This window comes from Solibaculum mannosilyticum, assembly GCF_015140235.1.
In the GTDB taxonomy this organism is placed as follows: Bacteria; Bacillota; Clostridia; order Oscillospirales; family Acutalibacteraceae; genus Solibaculum; species Solibaculum mannosilyticum.
In genome coordinates this window covers 814,609-839,433 of record NZ_AP023321.1, presented here as the reverse complement: position 1 = coordinate 839,433, position 24,825 = coordinate 814,609, and the positions used below count along the sequence as shown (strand labels likewise).

General features: G+C 51.1%; 21 protein-coding genes. 4 read left to right on the top strand and 17 right to left on the bottom strand.

The annotated features are described in order from the left end of the window. Window positions 1-134: 134 nt before the first annotated feature. Complete coding sequence (locus tag C12CBH8_RS03970; RefSeq protein ID WP_215533590.1) at window positions 135-1,142, bottom strand: NAD-dependent epimerase; 1,008 nt, start codon at window positions 1,140-1,142, stop codon at window positions 135-137. Between the two features lie 10 nt (window positions 1,143-1,152). Next, the gene (locus C12CBH8_RS03965) at window positions 1,153-2,475 is read right to left on the bottom strand and encodes a UDP-glucose dehydrogenase family protein (protein ID WP_215533589.1); all 1,323 of its coding nucleotides are present in this window, start codon (window positions 2,473-2,475) and stop codon (window positions 1,153-1,155) included. Between the two features lie 292 nt (window positions 2,476-2,767). On the opposite strand from C12CBH8_RS03965, the gene C12CBH8_RS03960 reads away from it, so the two are divergent. The 4 genes from C12CBH8_RS03960 to C12CBH8_RS03945 are packed head-to-tail and all read left to right on the top strand — an operon-like array spanning window position 2,768 to window position 7,987. Continuing rightward, a complete protein-coding gene (locus C12CBH8_RS03960) occupies window positions 2,768-3,343 on the top strand; it encodes a TetR/AcrR family transcriptional regulator (protein ID WP_215533588.1) in 576 nt (191 codons plus the stop codon). A gap of 38 nt (window positions 3,344-3,381) precedes the next feature. Next, window positions 3,382-4,086: an ABC transporter ATP-binding protein gene (locus C12CBH8_RS03955; RefSeq protein WP_090266556.1), complete on the top strand. Its 705-nt coding sequence runs from the start codon at window positions 3,382-3,384 to the stop codon at window positions 4,084-4,086. Between the two features lie 37 nt (window positions 4,087-4,123). Further along, a complete protein-coding gene (locus C12CBH8_RS03950) occupies window positions 4,124-7,633 on the top strand; it encodes an FtsX-like permease family protein (RefSeq protein ID WP_215533587.1) in 3,510 nt (1,169 codons plus the stop codon). 51 nt (window positions 7,634-7,684) lie between these two features. Continuing rightward, window positions 7,685-7,987, top strand: coding sequence for a thiamine-binding protein (locus tag C12CBH8_RS03945; RefSeq protein ID WP_215533586.1), 303 nt, complete (start codon window positions 7,685-7,687; stop codon window positions 7,985-7,987). A 108-nt stretch (window positions 7,988-8,095) separates the two neighbouring features. Here C12CBH8_RS03945 and C12CBH8_RS03940 read toward each other — a convergent pair whose 3' ends face one another. The 15 genes from C12CBH8_RS03940 to pknB form a co-directional block, all read right to left on the bottom strand. Further along, entirely contained in the window at window positions 8,096-9,226 is a 1,131-nt protein-coding gene (locus tag C12CBH8_RS03940) for a toxic anion resistance protein (protein ID WP_215533585.1), read from the bottom strand. 24 nt (window positions 9,227-9,250) lie between these two features. After that, window positions 9,251-10,507 (bottom strand): 5-bromo-4-chloroindolyl phosphate hydrolysis family protein, encoded by a 1,257-nt coding sequence (locus C12CBH8_RS03935; protein ID WP_215533584.1) that lies wholly within the window; start codon window positions 10,505-10,507, stop codon window positions 9,251-9,253. 250 nt (window positions 10,508-10,757) lie between these two features. Beyond that, on the bottom strand, window positions 10,758-11,759 hold the full coding sequence (locus tag C12CBH8_RS03930) for an aldose 1-epimerase family protein (protein ID WP_215533583.1): 1,002 nt from the start codon (window positions 11,757-11,759) through the stop codon (window positions 10,758-10,760). A gap of 15 nt (window positions 11,760-11,774) precedes the next feature. Next, window positions 11,775-12,938 (bottom strand): ROK family protein, encoded by a 1,164-nt coding sequence (locus C12CBH8_RS03925; protein WP_090266571.1) that lies wholly within the window; start codon window positions 12,936-12,938, stop codon window positions 11,775-11,777. 519 nt (window positions 12,939-13,457) lie between these two features. Next, window positions 13,458-14,288 carry a class II fructose-bisphosphate aldolase gene (locus tag C12CBH8_RS03920; protein ID WP_090266574.1) on the bottom strand — a complete coding sequence of 277 codons (831 nt, stop codon included), beginning with the start codon at window positions 14,286-14,288 and terminating at the stop codon, window positions 13,458-13,460. A 102-nt stretch (window positions 14,289-14,390) separates the two neighbouring features. Next, window positions 14,391-14,942, bottom strand: a complete 552-nt coding sequence (locus tag C12CBH8_RS03915; RefSeq protein ID WP_215533582.1) for a D-lyxose/D-mannose family sugar isomerase — start codon at window positions 14,940-14,942, stop codon at window positions 14,391-14,393. A gap of 60 nt (window positions 14,943-15,002) precedes the next feature. Then, window positions 15,003-15,953: a carbohydrate kinase family protein gene (locus C12CBH8_RS03910; RefSeq protein ID WP_099323444.1), complete on the bottom strand. Its 951-nt coding sequence runs from the start codon at window positions 15,951-15,953 to the stop codon at window positions 15,003-15,005. A gap of 170 nt (window positions 15,954-16,123) precedes the next feature. Further along, on the bottom strand, window positions 16,124-16,873 hold the full coding sequence (gene chbG / locus C12CBH8_RS03905) for a chitin disaccharide deacetylase (RefSeq protein ID WP_215533581.1): 750 nt from the start codon (window positions 16,871-16,873) through the stop codon (window positions 16,124-16,126). 159 nt (window positions 16,874-17,032) lie between these two features. Further along, complete coding sequence (spoIVA, locus tag C12CBH8_RS03900) at window positions 17,033-18,511, bottom strand: stage IV sporulation protein A (RefSeq protein ID WP_215533580.1); 1,479 nt, start codon at window positions 18,509-18,511, stop codon at window positions 17,033-17,035. A gap of 39 nt (window positions 18,512-18,550) precedes the next feature. Continuing rightward, window positions 18,551-20,086, bottom strand: a complete 1,536-nt coding sequence (locus C12CBH8_RS03895) for a DUF3794 and LysM peptidoglycan-binding domain-containing protein (RefSeq protein ID WP_090266584.1) — start codon at window positions 20,084-20,086, stop codon at window positions 18,551-18,553. Between the two features lie 227 nt (window positions 20,087-20,313). After that, complete coding sequence (locus tag C12CBH8_RS03890; protein ID WP_143269595.1) at window positions 20,314-20,724, bottom strand: hypothetical protein; 411 nt, start codon at window positions 20,722-20,724, stop codon at window positions 20,314-20,316. Window positions 20,725-20,971: 247 nt separating this feature from the next. Then, window positions 20,972-21,124, bottom strand: a complete 153-nt coding sequence (locus C12CBH8_RS03885) for a hypothetical protein (RefSeq protein WP_159461287.1) — start codon at window positions 21,122-21,124, stop codon at window positions 20,972-20,974. A gap of 100 nt (window positions 21,125-21,224) precedes the next feature. Further along, window positions 21,225-21,854, bottom strand: a complete 630-nt coding sequence (locus C12CBH8_RS03880; protein WP_215533579.1) for a thiamine diphosphokinase — start codon at window positions 21,852-21,854, stop codon at window positions 21,225-21,227. Continuing rightward, a complete protein-coding gene (rsgA, locus tag C12CBH8_RS03875) occupies window positions 21,851-22,750 on the bottom strand; it encodes a ribosome small subunit-dependent GTPase A (RefSeq protein WP_090266589.1) in 900 nt (299 codons plus the stop codon). Before rsgA ends, C12CBH8_RS03880 begins: the two co-directional genes overlap by 4 nt. Window positions 22,751-22,761: 11 nt before the next feature. Next, window positions 22,762-24,825 carry a Stk1 family PASTA domain-containing Ser/Thr kinase gene (gene pknB, locus C12CBH8_RS03870; protein WP_090266591.1) on the bottom strand — a complete coding sequence of 688 codons (2,064 nt, stop codon included), beginning with the start codon at window positions 24,823-24,825 and terminating at the stop codon, window positions 22,762-22,764.

Genomic DNA, 24,825 nt, shown 5'->3' with positions numbered 1-24,825 from the left:
ATTGCGCCAGCTTACCGGCAAACGAACTTTCTTTTTTTCATTGTACCCTGTGAATGCTCTGCATGCAAATCTTTTTTCCAAAAAGAAAGGATCGATCCTGTTTTTAGGACCAATCCTTTCGCAACAGCTCAATTTTATTTTTGATCCGGGTAAAACGAACGGTACCACTCCACAAAACGACTGAGGCCGTCTTGGATGGACGTGCTGGGACAGAATCCGATGTCCCGCACCAGATCGTCTACATCCGCATAGGTGCGGTAGACGTCCCCTGGCTGCATGGGCTCAAACTGCTTGACCGCTTCCTTGCCCAGACATTTTTCCAGTGTCCCAATAAAATCCATCAATTTCTCCGGCTTATTGTTGCCGATGTTGTACACCTTATGGGGCGCATCGTTTTCATCCGGCTTGGGCGGACGGCACAACAGTCTCATGACTCCGTCTACAATGTCGTCAATGTAGGTGAAGTCCCGGTACATGTCCCCGTGGTTAAACACGCGGATGGGCTTTCCAGCTAAAATGGCTTTGGTAAAGGAAAAATAAGCCATATCCGGACGGCCATAAGGGCCGTATACCGTAAAGAACCGCAGTCCAGTCGACGGAATGTGGTAAAGATGGCTATAGGTATAAGCCATCAGCTCATTGGATTTTTTAGTAGCGGCATACAGACTGACCGGGTGATCTACCTGGTCCTCTGTGGAAAAGGGGACCTTTTTATTGGCGCCGTATACAGAACTGGAGGAGGCATACACCAAGTGATCCACCGGATAGTGACGGCAGCACTCTAAAACATTGAAAAATCCCACCAAATTGGATTGGATATAACAATCCGGATGATCGATGCTGTATCGCACACCGGCCTGTGCCGCTAAATTGACCACAACTTTGGGTGCATGCTGCTGAAACACAGTCTCCAAAGCCTGCTTATCGGCCAAGTCCCCTTTGACAAATTGATAATTGGGGTACCCCTTTAAAACAGCAAGACGGGCCTCCTTGAGGGCAGGGTCGTAATAATCATTGCAATTGTCAAACCCAACCACTCGATTGCCGCATTCCAAAAGCTTTTTGCTCAGGTGGAATCCGATGAATCCGGCCCCTCCTGTGACTAAAATGGCATCCGATGCCTTTGGCAGTTGAACTTTCATCCTATCCTCCTCACCGGCCCACGGCATAGTAACGGAAACCATGCTTTTCCAGCATGCATTTCTCATAAACATTGCGCAGGTCAAAGAAATAATTGTCCTTCATCCCCGCCTTCAGACGGTCAAAGTCCAGGCTGCGGAATTGGTTCCATTCGGTGAGCAACACAACTGCATCCGCCTCCTGGGATACACAGTATTCGTCGTCGCAGAAGGTCATATGCTGCTCGATGTCTTCAAACCGCCATCCGCCTTCTTTGGTGCCTTCCGGGTCAAAGGCCCGGATGATGGCCCCTCTCTTTACAAGCTCCGGCAAGATCACCAGCGACGGCGCTTCCCGCATATCGTCGGTATTCGGCTTAAAGGTCAGGCCCAGCACGCCGATCACTTTGCCGGACAAATCCCCCATAGCTGCGCAGATCTTATCCACCATGCGCAGCTTCTGGCGTTCATTGGCCTGGATGGTGGTCTCGATGAGGGTAAGATGCTCGTCATGCTCCCTGGCGATGGTGGCCAGCGCCTTGGTATCCTTTGGGAAACAGCTTCCGCCGTATCCCGGTCCTGCATTTAAAAACTTGTTGCCGATCCGGTCGTCCATGCCCATTCCCTTGGCTACGTTCTGGACGTTGGCCCCCACCTTTTCGCACAGGTTGGCGATTTCGTTGATGTAAGTGATCTTCATGGCCAAAAACGCGTTGGAGGCGTATTTGATCATTTCAGCCGTCTCGATGTTGGTGGTGACGAAAGGCGTCTCATTGAGATACAACACACGATACACTTCAATCATGGCATCCAATGCCCGTTGACTTTCGGTCCCCAACACCACGCGTTCGGGGTTGGAGAAGTCGTATACCGCCGATCCTTCCCGCAAAAATTCCGGATTGGACACCACGTCAAATTCATAATCCACACCGCGCTTATCCAGAATTTCCCGCACCGTCCTCTTGACCTTTTGGCCGGTGCCCACCGGCACGGTGGATTTATCCACAATTACCTTATACCCCTGCATATGGGTGGCGATATCCTCGGCCACCGACAACACATACTGCAAATCGGCACTGCCGTCATCCTTGGGCGGCGTCCCGACTGCGATAAAGATAATGTCATTGTCCTCGATCGCCGACTGGATATCGGTGGAGAAATGCAGGTTTTCCATCTGCATGTTCTTTTCCACAATGGCATCCAAGCCCGGCTCATAAATCGGAATAACGCCCTTTTTCAGCGACTCAATCTTCTTTTGATCCACGTCCACACACATGACGCTGTGACCAAAGTCGGACAACACTGCCCCTGAAACAAGCCCCACATATCCCGAACCAATTACTGCGATTTTCGCCATCTACTTCTATCCCCTTATCCTGATTTCAAACGAATTCTGCATGGGACAATCAAGCGTCTTACAGCCTGATGCAGTCTATGATCTGAAATCTTTTATGACAGTTTGTCCGTATTGTTTCCATTTTGTTCTATTATATTACCGCCCCGGTTTTTTGTCAATAATTAGCAATTTGCTTGGTTTTATCTGCCATAAATTCGTCAGTTTTTTGGTGTAATTTACATTATGTCTCTTGTAATTTAGAATGCTATCTTTTATAATGAAATACACATGAAAAATGAACAGGTGTTTAATAATGCAAAAACAGAAAGATGAAGTGCGGGCCCGTATCGTGGACGCCGCTACCTCTGAGTTTACACAGTACGGCTATCAGAAATCCTCCATGCGGCGGATCGCCCAGCGTGCTCACATCACGCCCGGCAACATTTACGCCTACTTCGGAGGCAAACAGGATTTGTTTGACCACATCATCGGACCTACAGTCCAACAGTTGGACGACCTGATCTTCAGCATCTCCAAGGGGAAGACCATCTCTCTTCCCACCATCGAGCAGATGACCGATGCCATCGCCCATATTTTTTTGTGCAACCGCACCCAATTTCGCATTTTAATGCAGGGAAGTGAAGGGTCCCCCTATGAGCACATCCGTTCCCATGTGGTGGACATCGCTGCCCGCCGTATCTCAGATGAACTGATGCCCTACCTCTCCCCCGGTTCCGACCAGTCCCTTTTGGCGGAGACATTGGCGGTGTCCATGGTTCACGGGGTGTTCCACATCCTCAACCGCTTTGAGGGGGATGCCGATACACTGCACGCCGTACTGCGCCGGTTTTTGATCCTGATGCTCCAGGATATTGACGCCAGAATGTGATTTTATTATTTTTTAGTTTGCTGTAAAGGAGCTTGCCTATGAGTAGTTTTGTCCATCTCAAGGACGTGGTAAAACAGTACAAAATGGGAGAGGTCACCATCACCGCTTCCGACCACATTTCTTTTGACATTGAAAAAGGTGAATTTGCCGTAATCGTCGGCCCCAGCGGCGCCGGTAAAACCACTGTTTTAAACATCCTGGGGGGCATGGATCACTGTGACGGCGGCATCATTTCGGTGGACGGCCGGGATATCAGCGGTTTTAACGCCCGTCAGTTGACCGAATACCGCCGGTATGACATCGGTTTTGTCTTTCAGTTTTATAATTTAGTCCCCAACCTCACCGCCCGGGAAAATGTGGAATTGGCCACTCAAATCTGCAAAGAGCCCATGGATGCCGCCCAGGCCCTGAGGGATGTTGGATTAGAGGATCGTATGGATAATTTCCCGGCCCAGCTTTCGGGAGGCGAACAGCAGCGGGTATCCATCGCCCGCGCCCTGGCCAAACGCCCCAAACTGCTTTTGTGCGACGAACCCACCGGCGCTTTGGATTACAACACCGGCAAAAGCGTTTTGAAATTGTTGCAGGATACCTGCCGCAAAAGCCATATGACGGTCATTGTCATCACCCATAACCTCGCCCTCACCGCTATGGCGGATCGGGTGATCAAACTTAAAAACAGCAAAGTGCAGGATATCATCCTCAACTCCAATCCCACTCCAGTCGACCAGATCGAATGGTGACTTTTACCACACGGTAGAATCGAGGTTTTTCGCTTTTATGAAAAGACGTTCCGCCATTGTAAAAGAGGCGCTCCGTGAGATCTGGAAAACACGCAATCGTTTTTTATCCATCTTAGCCATTGTGGCCATCGGCACCGGTTTTTTCGCCGGCGTCAAATCCAGTTGTCCGGATATGATCCTAAGCGCCACCCAGTATTATGACAGTACGCAGCTTTCTGATCTTCACCTACTGTCCACCTTCGGGTTTAACGACGATGATTTAAATGCCATCCGGCAAACAGACGGCATCCGTGGATTTATGCCGTCCTATTCGGTGGACGTTATGGAGGGGGATGATCAGGATTCCGGTACGGTTTTAAAGGTGCTATCCCTCCCCCAGGATGTCAGTAACACCGATGATCCCAATAATTTGAACCAGCCGCTCTTGGTAGAGGGGCGACTGCCTGAAAAATCAGGGGAATGCGTGGTAGACTATGGTATGCATGCGCCCAGTTCGTTTACTTTGGGAAATACCATCACCCTTCGTTCGGGCAACGATACCCCCCTGAGCGATACTCTTTCCACCGATACATACACCATTGTCGGTATCGTCAATTCCCCTTCCTACATCAATTTTGAACGGGGCAACACCCTCCTCGGCGACGGCAGCATCGACGCCTTTATTATGGTGCCGGAAGAGGATTTTGTCCTGGACGTGTACACCGACGTCTATCTCACCCTGGATTCCACAGAAGGATTATCCCCCTTTGAATCACCTTACGACGACGCTGTGGATGCTGCATCTCAGGAGATGGAAACCCTGGCCGATACTCGGTCGAAGGAGCGGTATGATGAGCTTTACAGTGAGGCAAAACAGGAGGTAGACAATGCCAAACAAGAATTGGCCGACGGAGAAGAACAGCAGGCCACTGAATTAGGAGACGCCTGGCAGAAGATTGAAGACGCTCAAAAAGAACTGGATGACGGATGGGCAGCATATTACGCCGGTGTGGAGGAATTCAACACAAAGATCTCCGAGGGGCAGACTCAGATTGACCAAGCCGAACAGCAAATAGAGGACGGTGAAGCCCAATATCAGGAAGGGCTTAAACAGTATCAGGAGGGACAGGCTCAGTATGATCAGCAGCTGCCGGCAGCATGGGAACAAATCGGCCGGTACGAATATCAAGCCGAACAGCTCGAGCAGCAGCTAGCCGAAGGCCAGCAGAAGCTGGACGACGCCACATTGTTGCTCCAACTGGTTTCTCAGGTACTCACCGATTATGAAACGACTTATGTCCCTGATCCCAATGCTCTGCCGGAGGACTTAGTCCAAACTTTAGCTCAAATTGAGTCGCTCAGCAGCGTTATCCCGGAAGGGACTCTCCCAGACGGAACTTCGCTAGAGGGCGTTTTAACCCAATATGTGACATTGGATCCTTCCGATGGGGTACAGAATGTTGCCAAACAGCTGATTAAAAAACAAGCTGATTCAGTCTTGTCTTCTATGGATGCAGAGCTTACCTCCCAAAGCCAGCAGCTGGAGGAAGGATATCATGGCCTTGACTCCCTGCAAAGCGGCATTCAGGACGCCCGCAACCAGCTTGAGGATACCAAAAAGCAGTTGGATGAGGCCAAACAAAAACTAGAGGATTCCCGCAAACAATTGGATGAAGGCGCTGCCGAGCTGGCTTCTCAGAAAGAAGTCTTTGAATCGGAGAAAAAAAATGGTCAAAAAGAATTGGATGATTCGAAGCAAAAGCTGGAAGAGGGTGATGCGTCTCTTGCCCAAGCCAAGTCTGAGTACGATTCAGGCAAGGCGGAATCCGATCAACAATTAGCCGACGCACGCAAGCAAATTGAAGATGGTGAACGTCAGTTGGACGATCTAACCGAGCCTACTTGGTATGTATGGGATCGAACCAACAATCCCGGTTACTCCAGCTATGAGGAAGATGCTCAGAAGGTCGATGCCGTAGCGGCGGTATTCCCTGTATTTTTTATCCTGGTCGCCGCTCTGGTATGTCTGACCACTATGACCCGTATGGTCGAAGAACATCGCACCCAGATTGGCACGATGAAGGCTTTGGGATATTCCCGTCGGGTTATTATGTCCAAATACCTCTTTTATGCCGTATCAGCCAGCTTCCTGGGCAGTGTCATTGGTCTGGCAGTTGGGTTCCAGCTCTTTCCCCGCATCATCATCGGGGCCTACCGCATCCTCTACAACATGCCCGATCCCTTGACTCCCATTCATTGGGACTACGCCCTTTGGTGCACCTTGGCCGCCGTGGCCTGCACCGGCCTTTCCACCCTAGCCTCCTGCTACAAGGAGCTTCTGGCTTATCCCGCCCAACTGATGCGGCCTCGTGCCCCTAAATCCGGCAAACGCGTTTTGTTGGAACGAGTTACTTTCCTATGGTCCAGGCTCAGTTTTATCTATAAGGTCACGTTGCGCAATCTCTTCCGGTATAAGAAACGCATCCTTATGACGGTCATCAGTATTGCCGGTTGTACTGCCTTGATGCTCACGGGTTTTGGATTGCAGAATTCCATTGCTTCCATTGCCCCAAAACAATTCGGGTCCATCTTCCTCTACGACGGCATTGCCGCGATGGACGACGGTATTACATCCCAGGATGTCGGTACGCTTCAGGAAGAAATGTCGTCCACCGACGGTGTTGAGAATTGTTCTCCGGTCCTCCAGCGGGAGATGGACATCACCAACGGTAAAACAGTCAAAAGCGCCACCCTGTTTGTCCCGCAGTCTACAGAGGATTTTTCAGGCTATGTCTCCCTTCAGGAACGGGTGGGACATCAAGCCCTCTCCCTTTCCGACGACGGCGTCATCCTGACGGAAAAGCTGGCTAAGATGCTGAGCGTCGGGGTAGGCGATTCCGTCACCCTGACAAAAGCCGATGGGCGGCCCCTCCCTACGACAGTATCAGGCATCACGGAAAACTACGCGATGCACTATATCTACATGACCCCCACTCTTTACAATGAGCTGTTCGGAGAGGAGCCTTCTTACAATATGATGCTCTTCCACCTGGCGGAAGGAGCCGATCAGACGAATGTCTCCAACATCCTGATGACCTATGACAACGTCCTCGGCGTCTCCTACTCCTCCGACATTAACGACAGCTTTAACGACACCATCAGCAGTCTCAACAGCATCGTCTGGGTATTGATCCTGTCCGCCGGCGCCTTGGCTATCATCGTGCTCTACAACCTCACCAACATCAACGTCAATGAACGTATCCGTGAGCTGGCCACCATCAAGGTTCTCGGATTCTATGACCGGGAGGTGTCGGCCTACATCTACCGCGAAAACATCATCTCCTCCCTGATCGGTGTGGCGGCAGGGCTTGTCTTGGGGATCTTCTTTGAACGGTTCGTCATACAGACCGCTGAGGTTGATGCCGTCATGTTCTCACCGGATATCGCCCCCTACTGCTTTATTTTGTCGGCTGTGTTGACCCTCCTATTTATCGCGGTGGTCAATTTCGCCTTCTACTTTAAACTCAAAAAAATCGATATGGTGGAATCCCTAAAGTCGGTGGAATAATCATCTATTTTCCCCCGCTCTGGGATCCCTCCCAAAAGGAGATGTTTCCCTATGAATCAACCGGAAGCCAGTGTGGCTATCCAAGTGCTCCCCGATGTGCAGGGGGAGGAATTGCTCCGCATTGTGGACGAAGTCATCGCCTACATCAAATCCTGCGGCCTGCCGACCTGCGTAGGCCCTTTTGAGACCACCATCGAAGGGGACTACGACAAGCTGATGGACATTGTAAAACAGTGCCAGAAAATCTGTATCCAAGCCGGCGCCCCCAGCGTGATGTCCTATGTCAAAATCGCCTTTAATCCAAAAGACGGCGTTTGGTCCATCGACAAAAAGGTGACGAAGCATCATTCATGATACAAATCGTGTACCTTTTTCATCCTTCGTTTCTTTCTTCAAAAAGCCCCTGTTGCTCTTTTCAGAGACAACAGGGGCTTTTTGAAGATCCATTAATTTCTTTGAAAATCAGTCCCGGCCAGGCAACAGCTTTTGCTTGAGCTCGCCTTCCAGACGTGCCAGCTCTACTTCGGCTTCCTGACGTTTTTGACGTCCCTCTGCCTGGATACGCATAACTTCATCCAAAGTGGAAATCAGGCTCTCATTGGTATGGCGCAGAGTTTCCATGTCCACAATACCGCGCTCCGATTCCTTGGCTGTCTCCACGGTGGACATCTTAAGCATTTCGGCATTTTTATGGAGCAATTCGTTGGTCATATCGGTGACCTGACGTTGTGCGGTCAGCGCCTGACGGGAATGTTCCAGTCCCAGCGCAAGAACCATCTGGCTTTTCCACAAAGGAATGGTATTGACTAAAATAGACTGGATCTTGTCCGAAAGCTGGATGTTGTTGTTCTGCACGAGACGGATCTGGGGCGCCATCTGGATGGAGATCATACGGGTCAGTTCCAAATCGTGCACCTTTTTCTCAAATCGATTGCACAATGCAGCTAGATCGTTGGCTGCTTGAGCGTCCTCCGGCAGGCCGGACAACCGAGCTTTTTCCGTGAGCTGTGCCAGCTCTGTGGATCGGACCTGCTCCAATTTCCTTTTGCCGGCAATGATATAAAGGCACAGCTCCTTAAAGTAAACTGTGTTGAGCTCATACATTTTATCAAGCAGGGCGATGTCCTTAATCAGCTGAACTTGATGCCCTTCCAACGCCTCACAGATCTTATTAAGATTTGCTTCGGCTTTGTTGTACTTGGTCTTCATGGCGTCGATCTTCTTGGATGTGCGGCGGAAGAATCCCAGGAAGCCCTTGTCTTCCTCGGCGTCAAAGCTCTCCAGACCGGTGACCACCTGGGAGATCATCTCTCCAATTTCCCCTAAGTCTTTGGTACGGACGCTGTTGAGAATATTCTCTGAAAAATCCGCGATTTTCTTCTGTGCGCCAGAACCGTATTGAAGCACCAGGTTGGAATCCTTCAGCTGAATCTTAGGAAGAAAATCCTCCACCATTTTTTGTTCCTGCTCAGTCAGCTTGATTTCCTCTACAGGAGGCTTTTTCTCCTCTGCCAAAGAGGCGGGCACCGCCGGCGCTGACGGTTGTTTCTCCGGTTCTACGGTGAGGGTCGGCATCTCAAACTCTTGATCCATAAATTAAAATCCTCCGTTTTCTGATCATGGGGTGGGACGGAAATCTTGATCACCGCTCAGTCCCTCCTGGGCGAACATGGTCTCCAGAGCTGATATATTGCTGGAGACATCCAATAAATCGTCTTGCACAAGGTTGCCAAACAGATTCTGAAACGCCTGATTGATGTTGTCCAGCGCCTCCTGAATTTCCTGTTTTGTCTCCCGGACTTCCGGGGTATCCACGCCGTTCTGCTCCAGATCCCGGTACGCTTCCATGAGTTTCATGGTGGTGGGCAGATAATAACACATAAATTTGCGGATCTGCGGCATCTTCTCCGGATGCTGCTCGACATAATCAAAAATCTTGCAAGTGATGTCTTCCAGGGTATCCAGCTTTTTGGAAATGTCTTCTTCCGGAAGGTCCAGGTTGATCTCTTGGATGGTCTGGATATACTGCCGTCCCTCCCGCAACAGATCCTCTACCGCCGCCTGTTCGGGATTGTGATAAAGGCGTTCCTTTTTCTTTTGTTCCTCCAGCTTCTGCCGGCGGACGTTTTCTTCGGTCCTGAGATACTGCTGATAGGTCTCAAAATCCAGCATAAAGCAGGTTTCCTTTTGATCGAAATACCCCTCCCGGAACATTCTGAGACGTACCATCTTCTTTAAATCCTTGACCACAAAATTCGGGGTGCAGTGGACTGCTGCGGCTAAATCTCCGATGGAACAATAGGTTTTGCCGTGGATGACATTCTGGTACTGGGCAAATCGCGCCGCACGGCGGCGGCGGGAAAAGCCATAGCCGATTAGAACCGAACAGGCCGCGCATAATACAAAAAATAACCCTGCCAGAAAAAACATCAGCGAAGTTGGAATCAAAAAACAGGCAAGCAACAATCCCAAAAAAGCCAGCCCCATAGGGATTGCGCCTACGAATCCTAAGACCACCCAAACCGTTCCCAACCCATCGCCGGCCGGTTTGCGCCGGATGGGGGGAGAAACCGGGCCTGGACGTTGAACAGGCGGCGGGGTAACCGGATTGCCTTCATAATAAGGACGATTGGCCTTTCCTGAATAGGAAGACCGGGGGGGCGGGCCTCCCCAAGACGGCCGGTTAGCACGATTCCTCTGCGCATTTCTAGCCGAACGTCGGGCAGTATCTGCGGCGGTTTTTGCGGTATTCTGAATCGTGGAATTGATCATGCGTCCCAGATCGGCCATTTGGCTAGAGCCCAACACCTTTTCCACTGTTTTACCGATCTGTCGGCCCAAATCCCTGCCTATATCGGAAAATTGTTCATTCATGAAAGGATTCCTCCTGATCCATGTAACTCTAAAAAACTCAAACTCATTATATCTTGTTTTACCAGGAAGTACAATATCCGCTCCAAATTTCTTATCGCTGCCTCTTTTGAGAATCCCCCTCCATCGATAGGTCTACAAAACAGCGTGATAAACAGCAAAGCCTGCTGATCCAAGTCTCCTAAGCTCCTTGGGTCAGCAGGCTTTATGATCGTTATCCGGACCGCCACGGCCCGAAGACTTAAAATCACTTTTACTGATACGCCGCCACACGGAAGCGGCATACAACCTCTTCCCCGGGGGCGAGATATTTCAAAGATCCGTTTTCTCTTGCATCGGCGCGGCCGTCGATGGTGGCGTTGCACGGCTCCAGACCAATGGCGTATTCCCCTTTTCCCAGCATCTTCCACTGAACAAAGTGATCCAAAACCTTCTTGTCATAGGTAATCTCCACACCCAGATGCTGCTGTGCATTGCGCAGTCCTACGGTGGCCATTCCCTGATCGTCGGCCTGGATGTCGTGATAATAACACATCTCCTCAAAAGGCGTAGACGGCGGAGTAATACATGCATACTGCTCTACATAATCGGCCGCATGTTTTGTCCTAGGAGTCACACGGTTGGTGGGCAGGATCAATTGGGCAGTTTCATCCAGCAGCGGATACCCCATATTGAAATGATACAAAAGCATCAGCGGCCGTGTGGAAAAACCTACGTTCACAAATCGATCGGTAAATTCAAAAGCATTGATGCCGTGACGCAATACCACCGTACGCGTCATGTGGACATCCCCCAGGAAAAGGGTGGCGTCCCGCATAACGCCGCTGATGCGGACAGTAGGAACCCCCTCCTCCACCGTAGTACAGACGCTGACTTGTTCGGCCGGAGTATTGGACAGAGAGCCGTGCATCCGGAGAATTTCACCCTGATCTTCACCGCCTACGCCGATATTATCCATGCCGCAGGTGGTCAAAAATCCGCCGCCAAAGGAAGAGAGCCATCCGTCCACCGCCTTGCCGCAATAAGACGGCCCTACGATACCGGTCGGCGACAAGAAATTAAGTCCCTTTCCATTCAGCTTCAACTGGTAGAAATCCATACACCGGTCAGGTAAAATGGTCAGTTCCATCCCCGCTCCAGTGGACACGTCGATGGCGTGAACGCCCTCCTGACGTCCCCCCTGCAACACATATTGCTTAACGGCAAACACCTGATCCAGCTTTCCAATGTATTCCCGGACCTGACGAAAATCCACGTCCATCTCCTCCTTTTAGTCGAAAAGCAGCTCTCCATCAAAGACGTGATTAGCTGCCAAACAAGCGGCACCGATAAACTGGACATGATTGCCATACAACGGCCGCAGAAATGGAATATAGCTGTATTCCCGACCGATACGGCATTGGTTGACGGTATTTTCCAAACGGTCAATATACTTCTGGGACAAGGATAACAGTGCATGTCCCACAACGATGGCCTGCGGATTGAGCAGGTTAACCCCGCTGACCAATGCACAGCCTAATTTGTCCATCATATCGCAGAAAATAGCATCTACAATCGGGTTGTCCGACATGGTATAAAACTGGCTCATGGGCAGATCCATACCGGTGGCACGGCACAAACGCTGATGGATGACAGGAATGCGTACATAGGATTCCACGCATCCTTTGTTGCCGCAGTCGCAAGGTTTCCCGTTATAATCGATGCTGACATGGCCCAGTTCCCCGGCAAAACCATATTTATTGTGCTGGAGTTTTCCTCCGGAAATGATTCCCAGTCCCACACCGTTCAGCACGCTGACAAACAAAAAATCTGAATAATCTCTTCCGTTGCCGTAAAGGCTCTCGGTTAAAGCCACGCAGTTGTTTTCATTGTCCATAAACACCGGCAACTGATACCGTTCCTTTAAAAGCGGTGCGATGGGAAGATGAGAAATATGATAAAAATTGGGCGGCGTCAGCATGGTACCGGTGCGGGGATTCAGGGGGCCTAATGCCGACACGCCGATCCCTAAGATGGAATCTTCTCCCTGCAGCATCTGGTCGATTTGATGATAAAACATGTTCATCAAATCATCCCCTGTTCCGCCATGGATCGGAAGGGTATTGCTTTTTAATATATTCATTTTGAGATCGCATAATACAGCTGTACAAGAATTCCGGTCAAATTGGAGGCCAATACATTTAGGCGCTTTGGGTGAAATCGTCAAACCAATCGGATTGCGTCCCACTCCGGAGGTACGGTCTAACGTACTCTCCACCACCAACCCTTTCTCAATAAATTCAGAAATGATGTTGGTAACCGTCATTTTGGTCAATTTAGTGGCACGGGACAATTCAATCCGGGAGGTATGTTGCTGTGTTGCAATCAATTTGAGCAGCAAACCGCGGTTGCGCTGCTTTAAAAAGGAGTTGTTTTCTCCCCTATTCTTCGGCAAGCTGTCGATCCCCTTCCATAAAATGTAATTTCCTTTAAAAAAGAATTATGCACTATGCTACCATTTTATAAATTCTATTATACAAGAAAGACAATAGAAAGCAATACAAAATCAATTGTATCAATTATATTTTACTATATTGCATCCATTTTAAATTTATGGAGGAATCGATTATGGCGATATTTCTACATTAATTGCAAATAATTCATAATTACAAAAGAGTATCGCGCTAATTGTAAAATGAAATTACTGCATTCCGTGTAAAATAACGCTGAATTGCCTTCTTATTGTAAAATTCAGTACCTAATTTTTGCAGCGGTACCGGAGAAGCTCAACCCTTCAAATTAAGAATAATTATCATAAACAAACCAGATCTTTATTCTTACAACAAAAACAGAATCTCCCTCCTTGATCAAAAGGGGAGAGATTCTGTTCAAGTAGCTCTTACATAACGATGCGGAAATCATTCCAAATTTTATTTCCCATCAAACAAGCGTTTGTTGGAAAACTCTGTCCCCTTTATGCTTTGCCGATACTTCCAAAGATCCTCATCTTTTCTATAGTGGCTTCCTTGACGGCCTTTGTGATATCTTCAATGAGATCGGTCATGCCAAAACCATCCTGATATCCGTCGTGAGCCGCCTTTGCTGCGGCACAGTTGATATCGGTAAAAATGTTGATCTTTGTGATGCCGTCGGCAATACTTTTTTGGAAGTCTTCGTCCGACAGGCCCGATCCTCCGTGCAGAACTAAGGGGATATTTACCTGTTCCCGCAGCTTCTTAAGCAGGTCAAATTGCAGCTGGGGCTTGCTCTTGTATGCGCCATGTGCGGATCCGATGGCTACAGCCAATGCATCCACTCCGGTACGGGATACATATTCCATGGCCTCCTCCGGCTGTGTATAAACACTTTGGTCAGAGTCGCCGGCATTGGCTCCCACATGTCCCAACTCGGCCTCGACGGTAATCCCCTGACTGTGGGCTTCCTTGGTCATGGCGGCCACTTCGCGGCAGTTGTCATCAAAGCTCAGGTTGGAGCAGTCGTACATAATGGAGGTAAATCCGAGCTTAATGGCCTCCCGGATTTTGGGGACGGTCAGGCCGTGATCATAGTGCAGCACGACCGGCACGGAAGCGCGCTTTGCCATGGGGACCAACATATCGGTGAGTTCCTGGAGGCTCGCGTAAGGCAGCAGGACCTCCGCACTGCCGATAATAACCGGCGAACGGGTTTCCTCAGCGGCTTGCAATACGCCTTTTGCCATCTCCAGATTGACGGTATTGAAAAGGCCAACACCGTAGTGATTTTTACGAGCGTCCAACAAAACATCATTTAAATTAACAAGCATGCAATAAGACCTCATTTCACAAAACTCAGGGTACAATAGCCCACTATTTTATACGGTTACCCGACTGAAACTGTCGGCAAACGTCTCAATTGACTTCTTTGATCAGTCTTCGACGACCGGCATACGATCGATGCGGGGATCGGTGAAGATGTCCAGTTCATCGTGGCTGGGGGTGCTGAACTCCGATACTATAGCGCCTTCCGGACCGGACTGGAACCAATGCCTGGTGTTGGGCACCATGGTGTACTGCTCACCGGGATGCAGGATGATCTCGTGTTTGGCGGTATAATATGCCTCGTCGCCTTTCGGTGGCTGAACCTTGGGATCCGGCGTAGGTTCTCCGCGGTCTACGTACACATAAACTATACCGTACCGGCAGCGGAAGGTCTCCTCTTTGCCGATGTAATCCTTTTCTGGAATCGGCGCATGGATGTGTTCCGGACAGGTCTGATGAGGCAAAAGGCACATTTCTTTCCCGCAGCATAAGTCGGTGTTGACATACGTCACAATTTGGATACCCGTGCGATAGATGTCGTTCAGCCCCAGATCAGCCACTTCTAGATTGTCCTTTTCCTCTTGAGTCAAAACAATGTGTGCTTTTTCGTAGAGCGCTAATGCCTTTTCCTTGACCTCTTCGTACAGTTCGCGTTTCATTTGAAACCATCCTTTCTAAATGATAATCAGCCTTTTCGGCATATCTGTATTTTGGATATTTTACTCCACTTGATCCTTGTTTTCCTCCATAAACTGGAGGGTTTCCTCCCAAGTGCGGATACCGGTGGAAGCTCCTACTTCCAGGACACACAGGGTTCCCACCGCATTGGCGATCTTTCCGCTGGTGCGGTAATCCAAACCGTGGGCCAGTCCCGCGATAAAACCTGCACAGAAGGAATCTCCCGCACCGGTAGTATCGATGGGCTTGTATTTGGAGTAGGTAGGCAGGGTATATCGTTTGCCATTTTCCTCGCAGATATAGGCGCCGTCTTTGCCGATCTTGATGATGACGTTTTTAGCGCCTTTGGCAAAGAAACAATCGGCAATGCGGTCCAAATCGGTCTCACCGGCGATTTTAACCGCTTCGTCATAGCTGGGCATAAACAGATCCAGGTAAGGCAGCGATGGTTCGATCAGTTCCATCCAACGATCTCTGCTGTCCCAAGCGGTATCCAGGACGGTGTATTTGCCTTTTTCCTTGGCGTAACGTAAAATCTCACTGCAGGGTACTCCGTCAAAGTCGTAGAGCAGCAATGCGCCGGCCACAAAGATGATATCGTTCTGATCGATCAGGGAAAGGTCCAAGTCTTCCTTTTTGTAAGCGGCAGCCGAACCAGGATTGAAAAAGTAGCTTCTCTGACCGTCCGACGACACACACAGGATAGAACAGGTTGTGTCTACCGAACCGTCGGTTACAATGCCGTCAGTATTGACGTTATACTTTTTCATGGTGCGTTTGACAAAGGAACCAAAGCTGTCCTCCCCCACCTTAAATGCACAACTCACTGGGACTCCTATTTTCCCCAAATCGTTGGCGGCATTGGCGGCACATCCTCCCACGTACATGGCGGCATTCTCTACCACTCGGCTGGTACCGGGATCGGGAAGTGCATCCACCGGCCTGACGATGATATCGGTGGTCACGGACCCGATGCATAATACTTTTTTCATTTTATATCATCCTCTCACTCTTCCGAGTGTTTTTTGTTTCGTTCTGGCTATATTGTAGCATATACTCTTGTAAAGTCAATAGATTTTTGTTAATATGAACGAAATATAGACAAACAAATCAAGAGTACGAAAAAACCAATTCCTATTCCTTATTAGTCTCTACTGTTTACCTATCCCTTATCCAATTGGGAGAATGTGACAAGCTGTACCTCCTTCTCTTGTAACTTTGTAATGAGATCTGAGGAGGTCAATTGATGCAGTTCGTGGGGCCTTGGCATGCTGTATCCGCTCTCCTTTAAGATCGTTTCATCCAAGTAACCAGGGTGGCACATGATTTCAAGACAACCGGTTTTATTCTCATCCACCAGCTTTAGAATGGTATCCACAGCAGCGCCTTTGCCGTGAAAATCACCGCTGAATCGGTCAGGTGATACGATATCTTTGTATTCCCCCGGCAAGTACTCCCGTCCAAAAAGCCGTACCGGTAGGTTATACTTTCCCGCCAGCTTTAAAAAGGTCGGCAGTACCGGGCGCAGCATATGGACATGATGATGGCTATCCAGGTGATCGGGATTGACGCCTGACCCTTTTACCTTTTCAATCTGGGCCTCCCATTCGGCTTCAATAACCTCACAGGGTACCTCTCCAATGGAGGGAAACAGATCGTCCTTCCTGCGGAAAAGACCATCCGGCCCGGTCAACTCCCCCGCATCGGTCAAGGGTTTCCCACAGGTCAGGTTTAAATGGACCCCGATCCCCAGTCCTGGATTGTCCCCCGCCAGCTGGACGGCATGGTCGAAGGCCGGCATATTGGCCATGATGCTACAGGACCGCACCACGCCAAACTGATACGCATCCAGGATCCCGAAATTGATGCCGCGGCTATATCCAAAATCGTCGGCGTTGATGATAAGCTTCATAAGAAAATCCCCCTTTGTTTTTACTGTACCCTACTTTGCATGTTTGCGCAATCAAAAGATAACAAGATTCCCTCCACGGCAAACGCCCGGCAACGAATCGGTTCGTCGCCGGGCGTTTTTTAACCCAGATACAATCGAAGTTTTCCCACGCTTTCAAGACTATAAGATGATGCAGATCAATCCGCTGCATCCTTCGTTGATGATGCGTTCAATGGTCTCCTTGAGCTTGAGACGGGCGTCGGACGGCATCCGATAGAGCTTATTGTGCAGGCCCTCATTGACCAGTTCATGCAGGGATTTGCCGAAGATGTTGGACTCCCAAATCTTGGTGGGACTCTCCTCGAATTCCCGCAGCAGGTACATAACCAGTTCTTCCGACTGTTTCTCGCTGCCCACGATGGGCGTGACTTCGGTGTTGATGTCGGCCCGCATCATGTGGATGGATGGGGCGCTGGCCTTGAGCCGGACGCCGTACCGTCCACCCTGCTTCATAATCTCCGGTTCCTCCAGGGAAAGCTGTTCCATGGTGGGCATGACGATGCCGTAACCGGTTGCCTCCACTTCATCCAGGGCGTCCTTGACCTTGTCGTACTCCCGCTTCATGGCGGCCATCTCGCTCATGCAGCTGAGCAAATCGCTCTCCGATTCTATAGTCAGTCCACAGGATTCACTGAGGATGCGGTAGAAGAGATCCGCCCGGATGTGGACGCTGACCACTGCCCCGCCCGATCCCAAATTGACCGAAGCAGTTTTTGCCCATTCCACGTATTCGCATTGGCCTACGCCGTCCACAATACGATCCACTTCGCAGATGCGGGAGATGCTCCGTGCCGAATCCTGGATGCTGCTGTATACCGCCTGACGCAGCCAATGGTCTTGGGGAAGTCCCGACAGCCACTTGGGCAGATCGATGGACACCTCTTTGACCGGGAATTCAAACAAAACCTGGGCTAAAATATCGCGGATCTGTTCCTCATTGAGCTCCAGGCAGTTGAGGGGCATGACCGGCACTTTATACTTTTGGGTCAGTTCGTCGGCCATCTGGACGGCGCCGGGGGAATCGGGGTTCATACAGTTGAGCACCACGATAAAGGGTTTGTTGATCTCCTGGAGCTCGCTGATGACCCGTTCCTCGGCCTCCTCATACTCCTCCCTGGGGATGTCGCTGATGCTGCCGTCGGTGGTGATGACGAGGCCGATGGTGGAGTGCTCGGTGATGACCTTGCGGGTGCCGATCTCGGCCGCCATGTTGAAGGGAATTTCCTCCTCATACCACGGGGTCTTGACCATGCGGGGCTGTTCGTTTTCAATGTATCCCAGGGAGCTGGGCACGATGTATCCCACGCAGTCGATCATGCGCATCTTAAAGGTGGCGTTGCCCTCCAGGGTGACCTGGACGGCCTCCTCCGGAATAAACTTGGGTTCGGTGGTCATGATGGTGCGTCCAGCCGCCGACTGGGGCAGCTCGTCGATGGCCCGTTCCCGGCGGTATCCGCTGGAGATGTTGGGCAGCACCAGAGTATCCATAAACCGCTTGATAAAGGTGGATTTGCCGGTCCGAACCGGTCCCACCACCCCGATGTAAATATCGCCCTGGGTCCGCTTGGCGATATCCTGATAAATGTTGCGCTCTTCCACTTATTACTCCCCCTTAACGGTCACTTTGGGTGCATTCGCCTAGCAGATCGGGATCATCAGCATGCCGCGTTCACTAAGACGGTCGTTTTCCAGCCCGTTCTCCCGCATGACGGCATCCACCGACGTGCTGTACCGTCGGGCGATATCCCATACCCGTTCCCCCTGGTCGGCAAAATACAGGGTGAGGGCGGCCGTCTGCTGGCGCTGCTTGGGATTCTCCTCATCGGGCTCCAGGCTGCACATGGCCTGCTGCTGACAGGTAGCGTAGACGCAGCCCTCCACCCGGAATTCCACCCGCACCTCGATGCGGTCGGCGCCCATAAGGCTAAAGCTGGACGACAATACCGTGATGCAGGGGTCGGCTCTGACCGATTGGACATCGGAAGGGATCTCCCAATCGTACTGGAGCTCGGCAGTGCGTTCAAAGTAAACCGGCGTACAAGAGGAATCCAGGGCCAGCATACAGATAGTCAGAGGAGCCTTGATGAGCAATTTACCATCGCTCACCTCCGAACTGGCCGGGCCGGCTTCGGACCACAGGTCGCAGACGTTGGTGATGTCGTCGCTGGGCAGGTCAAAGGTAAATTTAGCGGTGCTGTCCCGGCACAGGACCTCCAGCACCTTTTCCAAGGAGACCTCCCGGCTGTCGCACTTGACCTCGTAATCGGTGGAGTAGGCGTCGCAGATCATGGGCACTTCGGCCGATCGGTAGGCCGACACCACCGCCGCCAACCGTACTTCTGCGCAAATCAGACGGTTCTCCCCGCTGGAATCGGCTTTGAGCTGCAAATCAGAGGACAGTACGTCAAACCGGACGTCGCAGATGCAGTCGTCTTCAATGCCCTCCAAGTCCACAATCTGGCTGATGGGGATGGTGTGTTCCGTAAGCTCCATGGAGTCGTCCTCGCTGCAATAGAGGGTGCGGATGGTCAAGTCGCCCTTGACGATGACCTTGTTGGCGATGGCCTTGTAATCGGTAACCCGCGCCACGCATCCGCTGCGCAGGATGGACACGGCCGACGGTTTCCCCTGCGGGAGATCCAGCACTTCACTGACGGTAAAGGGACGTTCGGCCATGCCCACGATGTTGCTGACCGGCACCACCTTTTTGTTTAACTGGATGCCGCATCCACTGGCATCGGCCATGACCTGGCGCATGCACTTATCCTGTACCCTGGCGTGGAGGGTGAAGGCGCCGTGGATATCGGCCCTCCTGGACGACACCGCCCGGCAATTGACGTAATCCACGCTGGCCGACACCTGTACAATGGGCGACATGGGTTCGGTCTTTAAACTGAAGGTTGCTGAAAAAGCAGTGCTTTGTTCCATACAGTGGACGCTTTTCATACCGTCGTCCACATAGAGCAGACGGATCATGGTTTTGCCCTCCACCGTCAGCTCCGCCCCGTTCATCTGGCGGGACGAGATCATAGGCGTAACCTGACATTTGAGGACCCGGGCCATATCGGGGCAATAATCGGGCAGAGTGAGATCTAAATCCACCGGTTGTTCGGCGTTGCCCTCGAACACCACCTCATTGATGGCAACCGTTTCCTGCGTGACGTTAAAATCCATAAGAGTACCTCTCCTTCTTATGTTTCTACCAATCTATATTCGCACTTTGTCCTATCTATGCAAGGCCCGGGACAAATTTGGGCTTTCGAAAATCCCCCTCAGCTGCTGAGGGATTTCTCTGTCTTCATACCTATTCAGGAGAAACGAAAAAAAGTCCCCGTATCGCTAAGATACAGGGACTTATCGTGTTTTTTTCTGCATGTGCCTCCCAAACTACAGCCGATTACCTATTCCTCCGGCTTCCATCTCTCAAAAGGGGCGGGATCGCAAAACCGCTGGCCTTTTGCATCCTCCGGGGCGATCTGCTGAAAATAGTGCATGAGTTTCCATGCCCGTTCGCCGCGTTCAGCCGCCTTCTCCTCCTCTCCCTGGTTTTGATACCAGCGAGCTTCCTCCAGCATCAGATGGGCGGCGGCCAACAGTTTGGCCGGGTCGTCGTGGAGAAGATTGGCCACTTCCTCGTCGGTGAGTATGTGTACAAGCTCTCCGCTAAGCCCGGACGCATCCCGGTAAACCGAATCCAGAACCGCCGTATCCTCTTCCCCGCCCCGTTTGGTCAGCAGTTCCTTGGCCCGCATAAGCACCGCACTGATGCTCCAAATCATGCGCATAATATAGTCGTTTTCAAACACAGCCATCTTTTTATCATCCCCCTTAAAGTCGCCGGATAGCTCAAGCTTCCATATCCCATTTCCCTCACAAAAGAAAAAGGCCGGTTTGGAAAGACTGGGACAGCATTCGCCGTCCCTAAGCCCTCCAACCGGCACCGGCCTCTTTACACCGGTTCATGCTCCTTGCGAATTCCAAACAGCTTCATTAAGATGCCTCTCAGGAATTTCGGACTGCGCACAACTACGATCTTCACTGGTCACCCCTCCGTACAATTCAGCCCTTGAGCAGCAAAATGCCCAAGGTGACGATGGCGGCAGCTGTAACAAAAACAATCGCTTGATACGGGAGCAGGATTGCCAACAGCAATCCAATTCCCAGCGCTATTGCCAGGAATCCTCCCGATCTGCCATTGTTGCATCGTCTCATCCGATCGCCGCCCTTCTGCCTGGATCAAAGGCAGGGAAGGGAGCTTCAGCTGCTCTCCCCCGCTTTCTTTATCATCATACGCAGGAGGGAAAAATTGGTGTCAGTCTTTTGAAAGCACCAGCAAAAGCATGCCTTTTTTCAGTTCAATTTGGGCAATCTCATCGTTCCACTCATTGCTGACCCCCAGTGGAGTAGTCATGGTCAGAGCCGCATCGGTCAAGGGATACTGGAGGCCCTTTAAGGTGATGCCAAAGGCCCCTTCCCCGATTCCAAAAAGGGATAACTTATATCCGTCCCTCTTTACAACACGGTGAATCCCCGGTGTAAGCACGGCGGCCTCATTTTGGCAGTCGGCCATCCACAAAGACACGTCTTGTTCCGCCGCCCATGCCATGGTCTGGATGTTGGCAAAGGTATGGTCGAGACGTCCTCCCGTACCGCCCAGAAGCAGGATATGACGAAATCCCCGTTTGATGGCCAATCGCACAGCCAACATGGTATCGGTATCGTCCTTTTCCGGCGGCACCCTAAGTACTTCCATGCCTTCCAATGGAAGTGGGTCATGGTAAGAATCAAAGTCCCCTACCGCCAAATGAGGCTTTACCCCTAGCCGCCTCGCCAGGCGCAATCCCCCATCGGCACAGAGAATGAAATCGTCTTGCCTCAAAAGGGGACGCAAACATTCATAACGTTCCACAGGCCCAGAGGCCAGTATGACACAGCGTCTCATCTGATTTCCCACTCTTTTATGTTTTTTACTTGGTGATAGAGTTCCACATAATTCTCGTATCGGGATGGATGAATTTTACCTTCGTCCACCGCCTGCTTTACCCTGCATCCCTTTTCCCCAATGTGGGCGCAGGAGGTGAATTGGCATGCCCCCAAATACGGCCCGAATTCTCGGAAGCAATCGGGCAGTTGGTCCTTGAGGATGACCTCGCATTTTTCCAGATCCACCGAGGAGAAGCCTGGCGTATCGGCCAGATAGCCTCCCCCCTCCAAAGGAAACAGTTCCACTTGGCGGGTGGTATGACGTCCCCGTCCCAGCTTGCGGCTGATGTCCCCGGTAGGAAGCTCCAGCCGGGGAAACAACTGGTTCAGGATGCTGGATTTTCCCACGCCGGAATTTCCCGTGAACACATTGAGCTTTCCAGACAACATCTCCCGCACCCTATCGATACCCTCTCCCGTCTTGGCCGACACGGCGATGGCGGGAATACCAGCCGTCTGATAGATCTGGCAAAGCGGCCCTGCATCCTCCAAATCGCATTTATTGACAAGCACCACCGGGTCAATATGATGCCGTTCCGCGATCCCGATCAGCTTATCCATCAGCAGTGTATTGGGGAGCGGATCCACCAGGGACGCTACCACAAACAACTGGTCCACATTGGCTACCGGAGGACGTTTTAACACATTCTTGCGGGGCAGGATCTCATCCACACTGCCGTCGGTAAGGCTTCCCTCCTGCACAGTGATGCGAACATAATCCCCCGCTACCGGGGTGATTTTCTCCTTGCGGAAGATGCCTCTTGCCCTGCATTCATAGACAGCATCGGCTGCCTCTACATAGTAGAAGCCGCCGATGCCTTTTTGAATGATTCCACTTAATTGTTTTGTCCCCATACTCACTGCCCTTACCAAATTCGATCCATTAAATTCTCTTCTTCGTCTTCTGTGGGATCCGGAGTTTCTGGCGGTTCAGAGGACGGTTCCGATGATGGCTCCTTGGACGATTCTCCCTTATTGGGATCGTCAAAAGGATACTGATTGACAACCGTCACCTTGCCTTGGTCAAAGTCTACCTTATACACAACATAGTCGTCAAATCCGCCGCCGGAACTGGTATTAATCCTTACAGTGACGGTTGTAGTACCTGTCCCGCTTAAGGTGAAATTATATTCCCTGGCTACGTTGGGGATCAGCTCACTGCTTCTCAAATCAGCCTGCTCGATGCCTCCTACATACACCTTCAGATATACCGGCGTACTGGTATTGGGCAATCCTACGCTGATGTCCACCTTATTTTCTGCTTTTTTACCGGAGCTGATATACAGTTTTACCGTACTGCCTTCGGCCACTTCTTCGCCTTCCTTGGGAGAACTATCCAGTACCTCCCCTTTCGGACGGTCACTGCTTTGTGTCTCAGATTGGCTGATCTTAAGGCCCTTCTTCTCCAGCACTCGTTTTGCATCTTCCTCCGAGAGGCCCTTGACTGGAGGCACCGTCACAGTGGTGGTATCCGGCCCCAAGCTGACATACAAGGTCACCAAGGTATCTTTGGTGATGCTACTGCCGGCAGTCGGCTGCGTGGAAATGATACTGCCCTTGGCAGTCTCGTCGTCTTTGCGCTCCTGGATATCGTATTGCACGTTCATCTTATTGAGAATGGATTTTGCCTCCGCCAACTCCTTGCCTGCCAGATCCGGCATCTCATCCCCCTTGGGGCCCAGGCTGATGATGACTTTGACCTGCTGATGCTTGGGAACGTTAGTGCCTTCAGACGGCGTCTGTTCCACAATCTCATCCTTGGGGGCATCGTCATAACGGGTTGTCTCCTGGACAATCTCAAAGTCCGGATACTGACTCTTGGCCTCTTCCATCGTCATACCGATAAGGGACGGCATATCCAGGGTAGATTTTTCACTGCTGTTGAACCAGCCGGTCCACCATCCCACCAGCAGGATAAAGGCCACAATAAACAGTACTACGCCAAAAGCGATGCCTGCCAGCATGGGGATGGCATTGGATTTCTTTTTCTTTGGTTCCGGTTCTGGCTTTGATGTCTCGGCAGCTTTAATCTTATTCATAGAATCAACTACCCTTGTGGGAGTCTCATCCACAAAATATTTATAGGCAAAATGGATGCTGGGATCCCGTTTGAACTCGTCAATATCCTTGAGCATCTCAGCTGCTGACTGATACCGCTGGGCCGGATTCTTCTGCATAGCCCGCATGGTGATTTGTTCCAGACCTTCAGGGATGTCAGGATTGATTTCCCGGGGCATCTTGGGGGTGGACTGCATCTGCATGATGGCCACCGATACGGCGCTGTCCGCTTCAAAGGGGAGGCGTCCGGTCAGCATCTCGTAGAGCATGACGCCTACAGAATACAAATCGGTCTTTTCATCGGTGATTTCGCCGCTGGCCTGTTCAGGACTGATGTAATGCACCGATCCAATGGCCTGTTCGCTGTTGAACGTATGGGAGGTGTTGCGGGAAAACCGGGCGATGCCAAAATCGGTCACCTTGATGGTGCCGTCGGCCAGCAGCATGATGTTCTGGGGCTTAATGTCCCGGTGGATAATCCCTTTATCGTGGGCGTGCTGAAGAGCTCTCAGGATCTGAACGGTGAAATGCACCGCATCTTTCCACTGGATCACCTTCTGCTGCTCGATGTATTCCTTGAGGGTGATGCCGTCGATGTACTCCATGACAATGTACTCGATGCGGTCGCCGAAGCTCACATCGTACACCTTGATGATGTTGGGATGGTCCAGCACCGCAATGGCTTTACACTCGTTCTTAAAACGGCGGCGGAACTCCTCATTGCCCACATATTCGCTTTTGAGCACCTTAATGGCTACAATACGGTCATCCATCAGGTCATGGGCCTTGTATACCACCGCCATACCGCCGACACCGACGGTCTCTAGGATCTCGTAACGGCCATCCAGCCGTTTTCCAATGTATTTATCCAA

What these genes read in the sequence shown, in the direction of transcription:
- C12CBH8_RS03970 (WP_215533590.1), bottom strand. Translation starts at nt 1,142, where the DNA reads ATGAAAGTTCAACTGCCAAAGGCATCGGATGCCATTTTAGTCACAGGA.
- C12CBH8_RS03965 (WP_215533589.1), bottom strand. Translation starts at nt 2,475, where the DNA reads ATGGCGAAAATCGCAGTAATTGGTTCGGGATATGTGGGGCTTGTTTCA.
- C12CBH8_RS03960 (WP_215533588.1), top strand. Translation starts at nt 2,768, where the DNA reads ATGCAAAAACAGAAAGATGAAGTGCGGGCCCGTATCGTGGACGCCGCT.
- C12CBH8_RS03955 (WP_090266556.1), top strand. Translation starts at nt 3,382, where the DNA reads ATGAGTAGTTTTGTCCATCTCAAGGACGTGGTAAAACAGTACAAAATG.
- C12CBH8_RS03950 (WP_215533587.1), top strand. Translation starts at nt 4,124, where the DNA reads ATGAAAAGACGTTCCGCCATTGTAAAAGAGGCGCTCCGTGAGATCTGG.
- C12CBH8_RS03945 (WP_215533586.1), top strand. Translation starts at nt 7,685, where the DNA reads ATGAATCAACCGGAAGCCAGTGTGGCTATCCAAGTGCTCCCCGATGTG.
- C12CBH8_RS03940 (WP_215533585.1), bottom strand. Translation starts at nt 9,226, where the DNA reads ATGGATCAAGAGTTTGAGATGCCGACCCTCACCGTAGAACCGGAGAAA.
- C12CBH8_RS03935 (WP_215533584.1), bottom strand. Translation starts at nt 10,507, where the DNA reads ATGAATGAACAATTTTCCGATATAGGCAGGGATTTGGGCCGACAGATC.
- C12CBH8_RS03920 (WP_090266574.1), bottom strand. Translation starts at nt 14,288, where the DNA reads ATGCTTGTTAATTTAAATGATGTTTTGTTGGACGCTCGTAAAAATCAC.
- C12CBH8_RS03915 (WP_215533582.1), bottom strand. Translation starts at nt 14,942, where the DNA reads ATGAAACGCGAACTGTACGAAGAGGTCAAGGAAAAGGCATTAGCGCTC.
- C12CBH8_RS03910 (WP_099323444.1), bottom strand. Translation starts at nt 15,953, where the DNA reads ATGAAAAAAGTATTATGCATCGGGTCCGTGACCACCGATATCATCGTC.
- chbG (WP_215533581.1), bottom strand. Translation starts at nt 16,873, where the DNA reads ATGAAGCTTATCATCAACGCCGACGATTTTGGATATAGCCGCGGCATC.
- C12CBH8_RS03895 (WP_090266584.1), bottom strand. Translation starts at nt 20,086, where the DNA reads ATGGATTTTAACGTCACGCAGGAAACGGTTGCCATCAATGAGGTGGTG.
- C12CBH8_RS03890 (WP_143269595.1), bottom strand. Translation starts at nt 20,724, where the DNA reads ATGGCTGTGTTTGAAAACGACTATATTATGCGCATGATTTGGAGCATC.
- C12CBH8_RS03885 (WP_159461287.1), bottom strand. Translation starts at nt 21,124, where the DNA reads ATGAGACGATGCAACAATGGCAGATCGGGAGGATTCCTGGCAATAGCG.
- C12CBH8_RS03880 (WP_215533579.1), bottom strand. Translation starts at nt 21,854, where the DNA reads ATGAGACGCTGTGTCATACTGGCCTCTGGGCCTGTGGAACGTTATGAA.
- rsgA (WP_090266589.1), bottom strand. Translation starts at nt 22,750, where the DNA reads ATGGGGACAAAACAATTAAGTGGAATCATTCAAAAAGGCATCGGCGGC.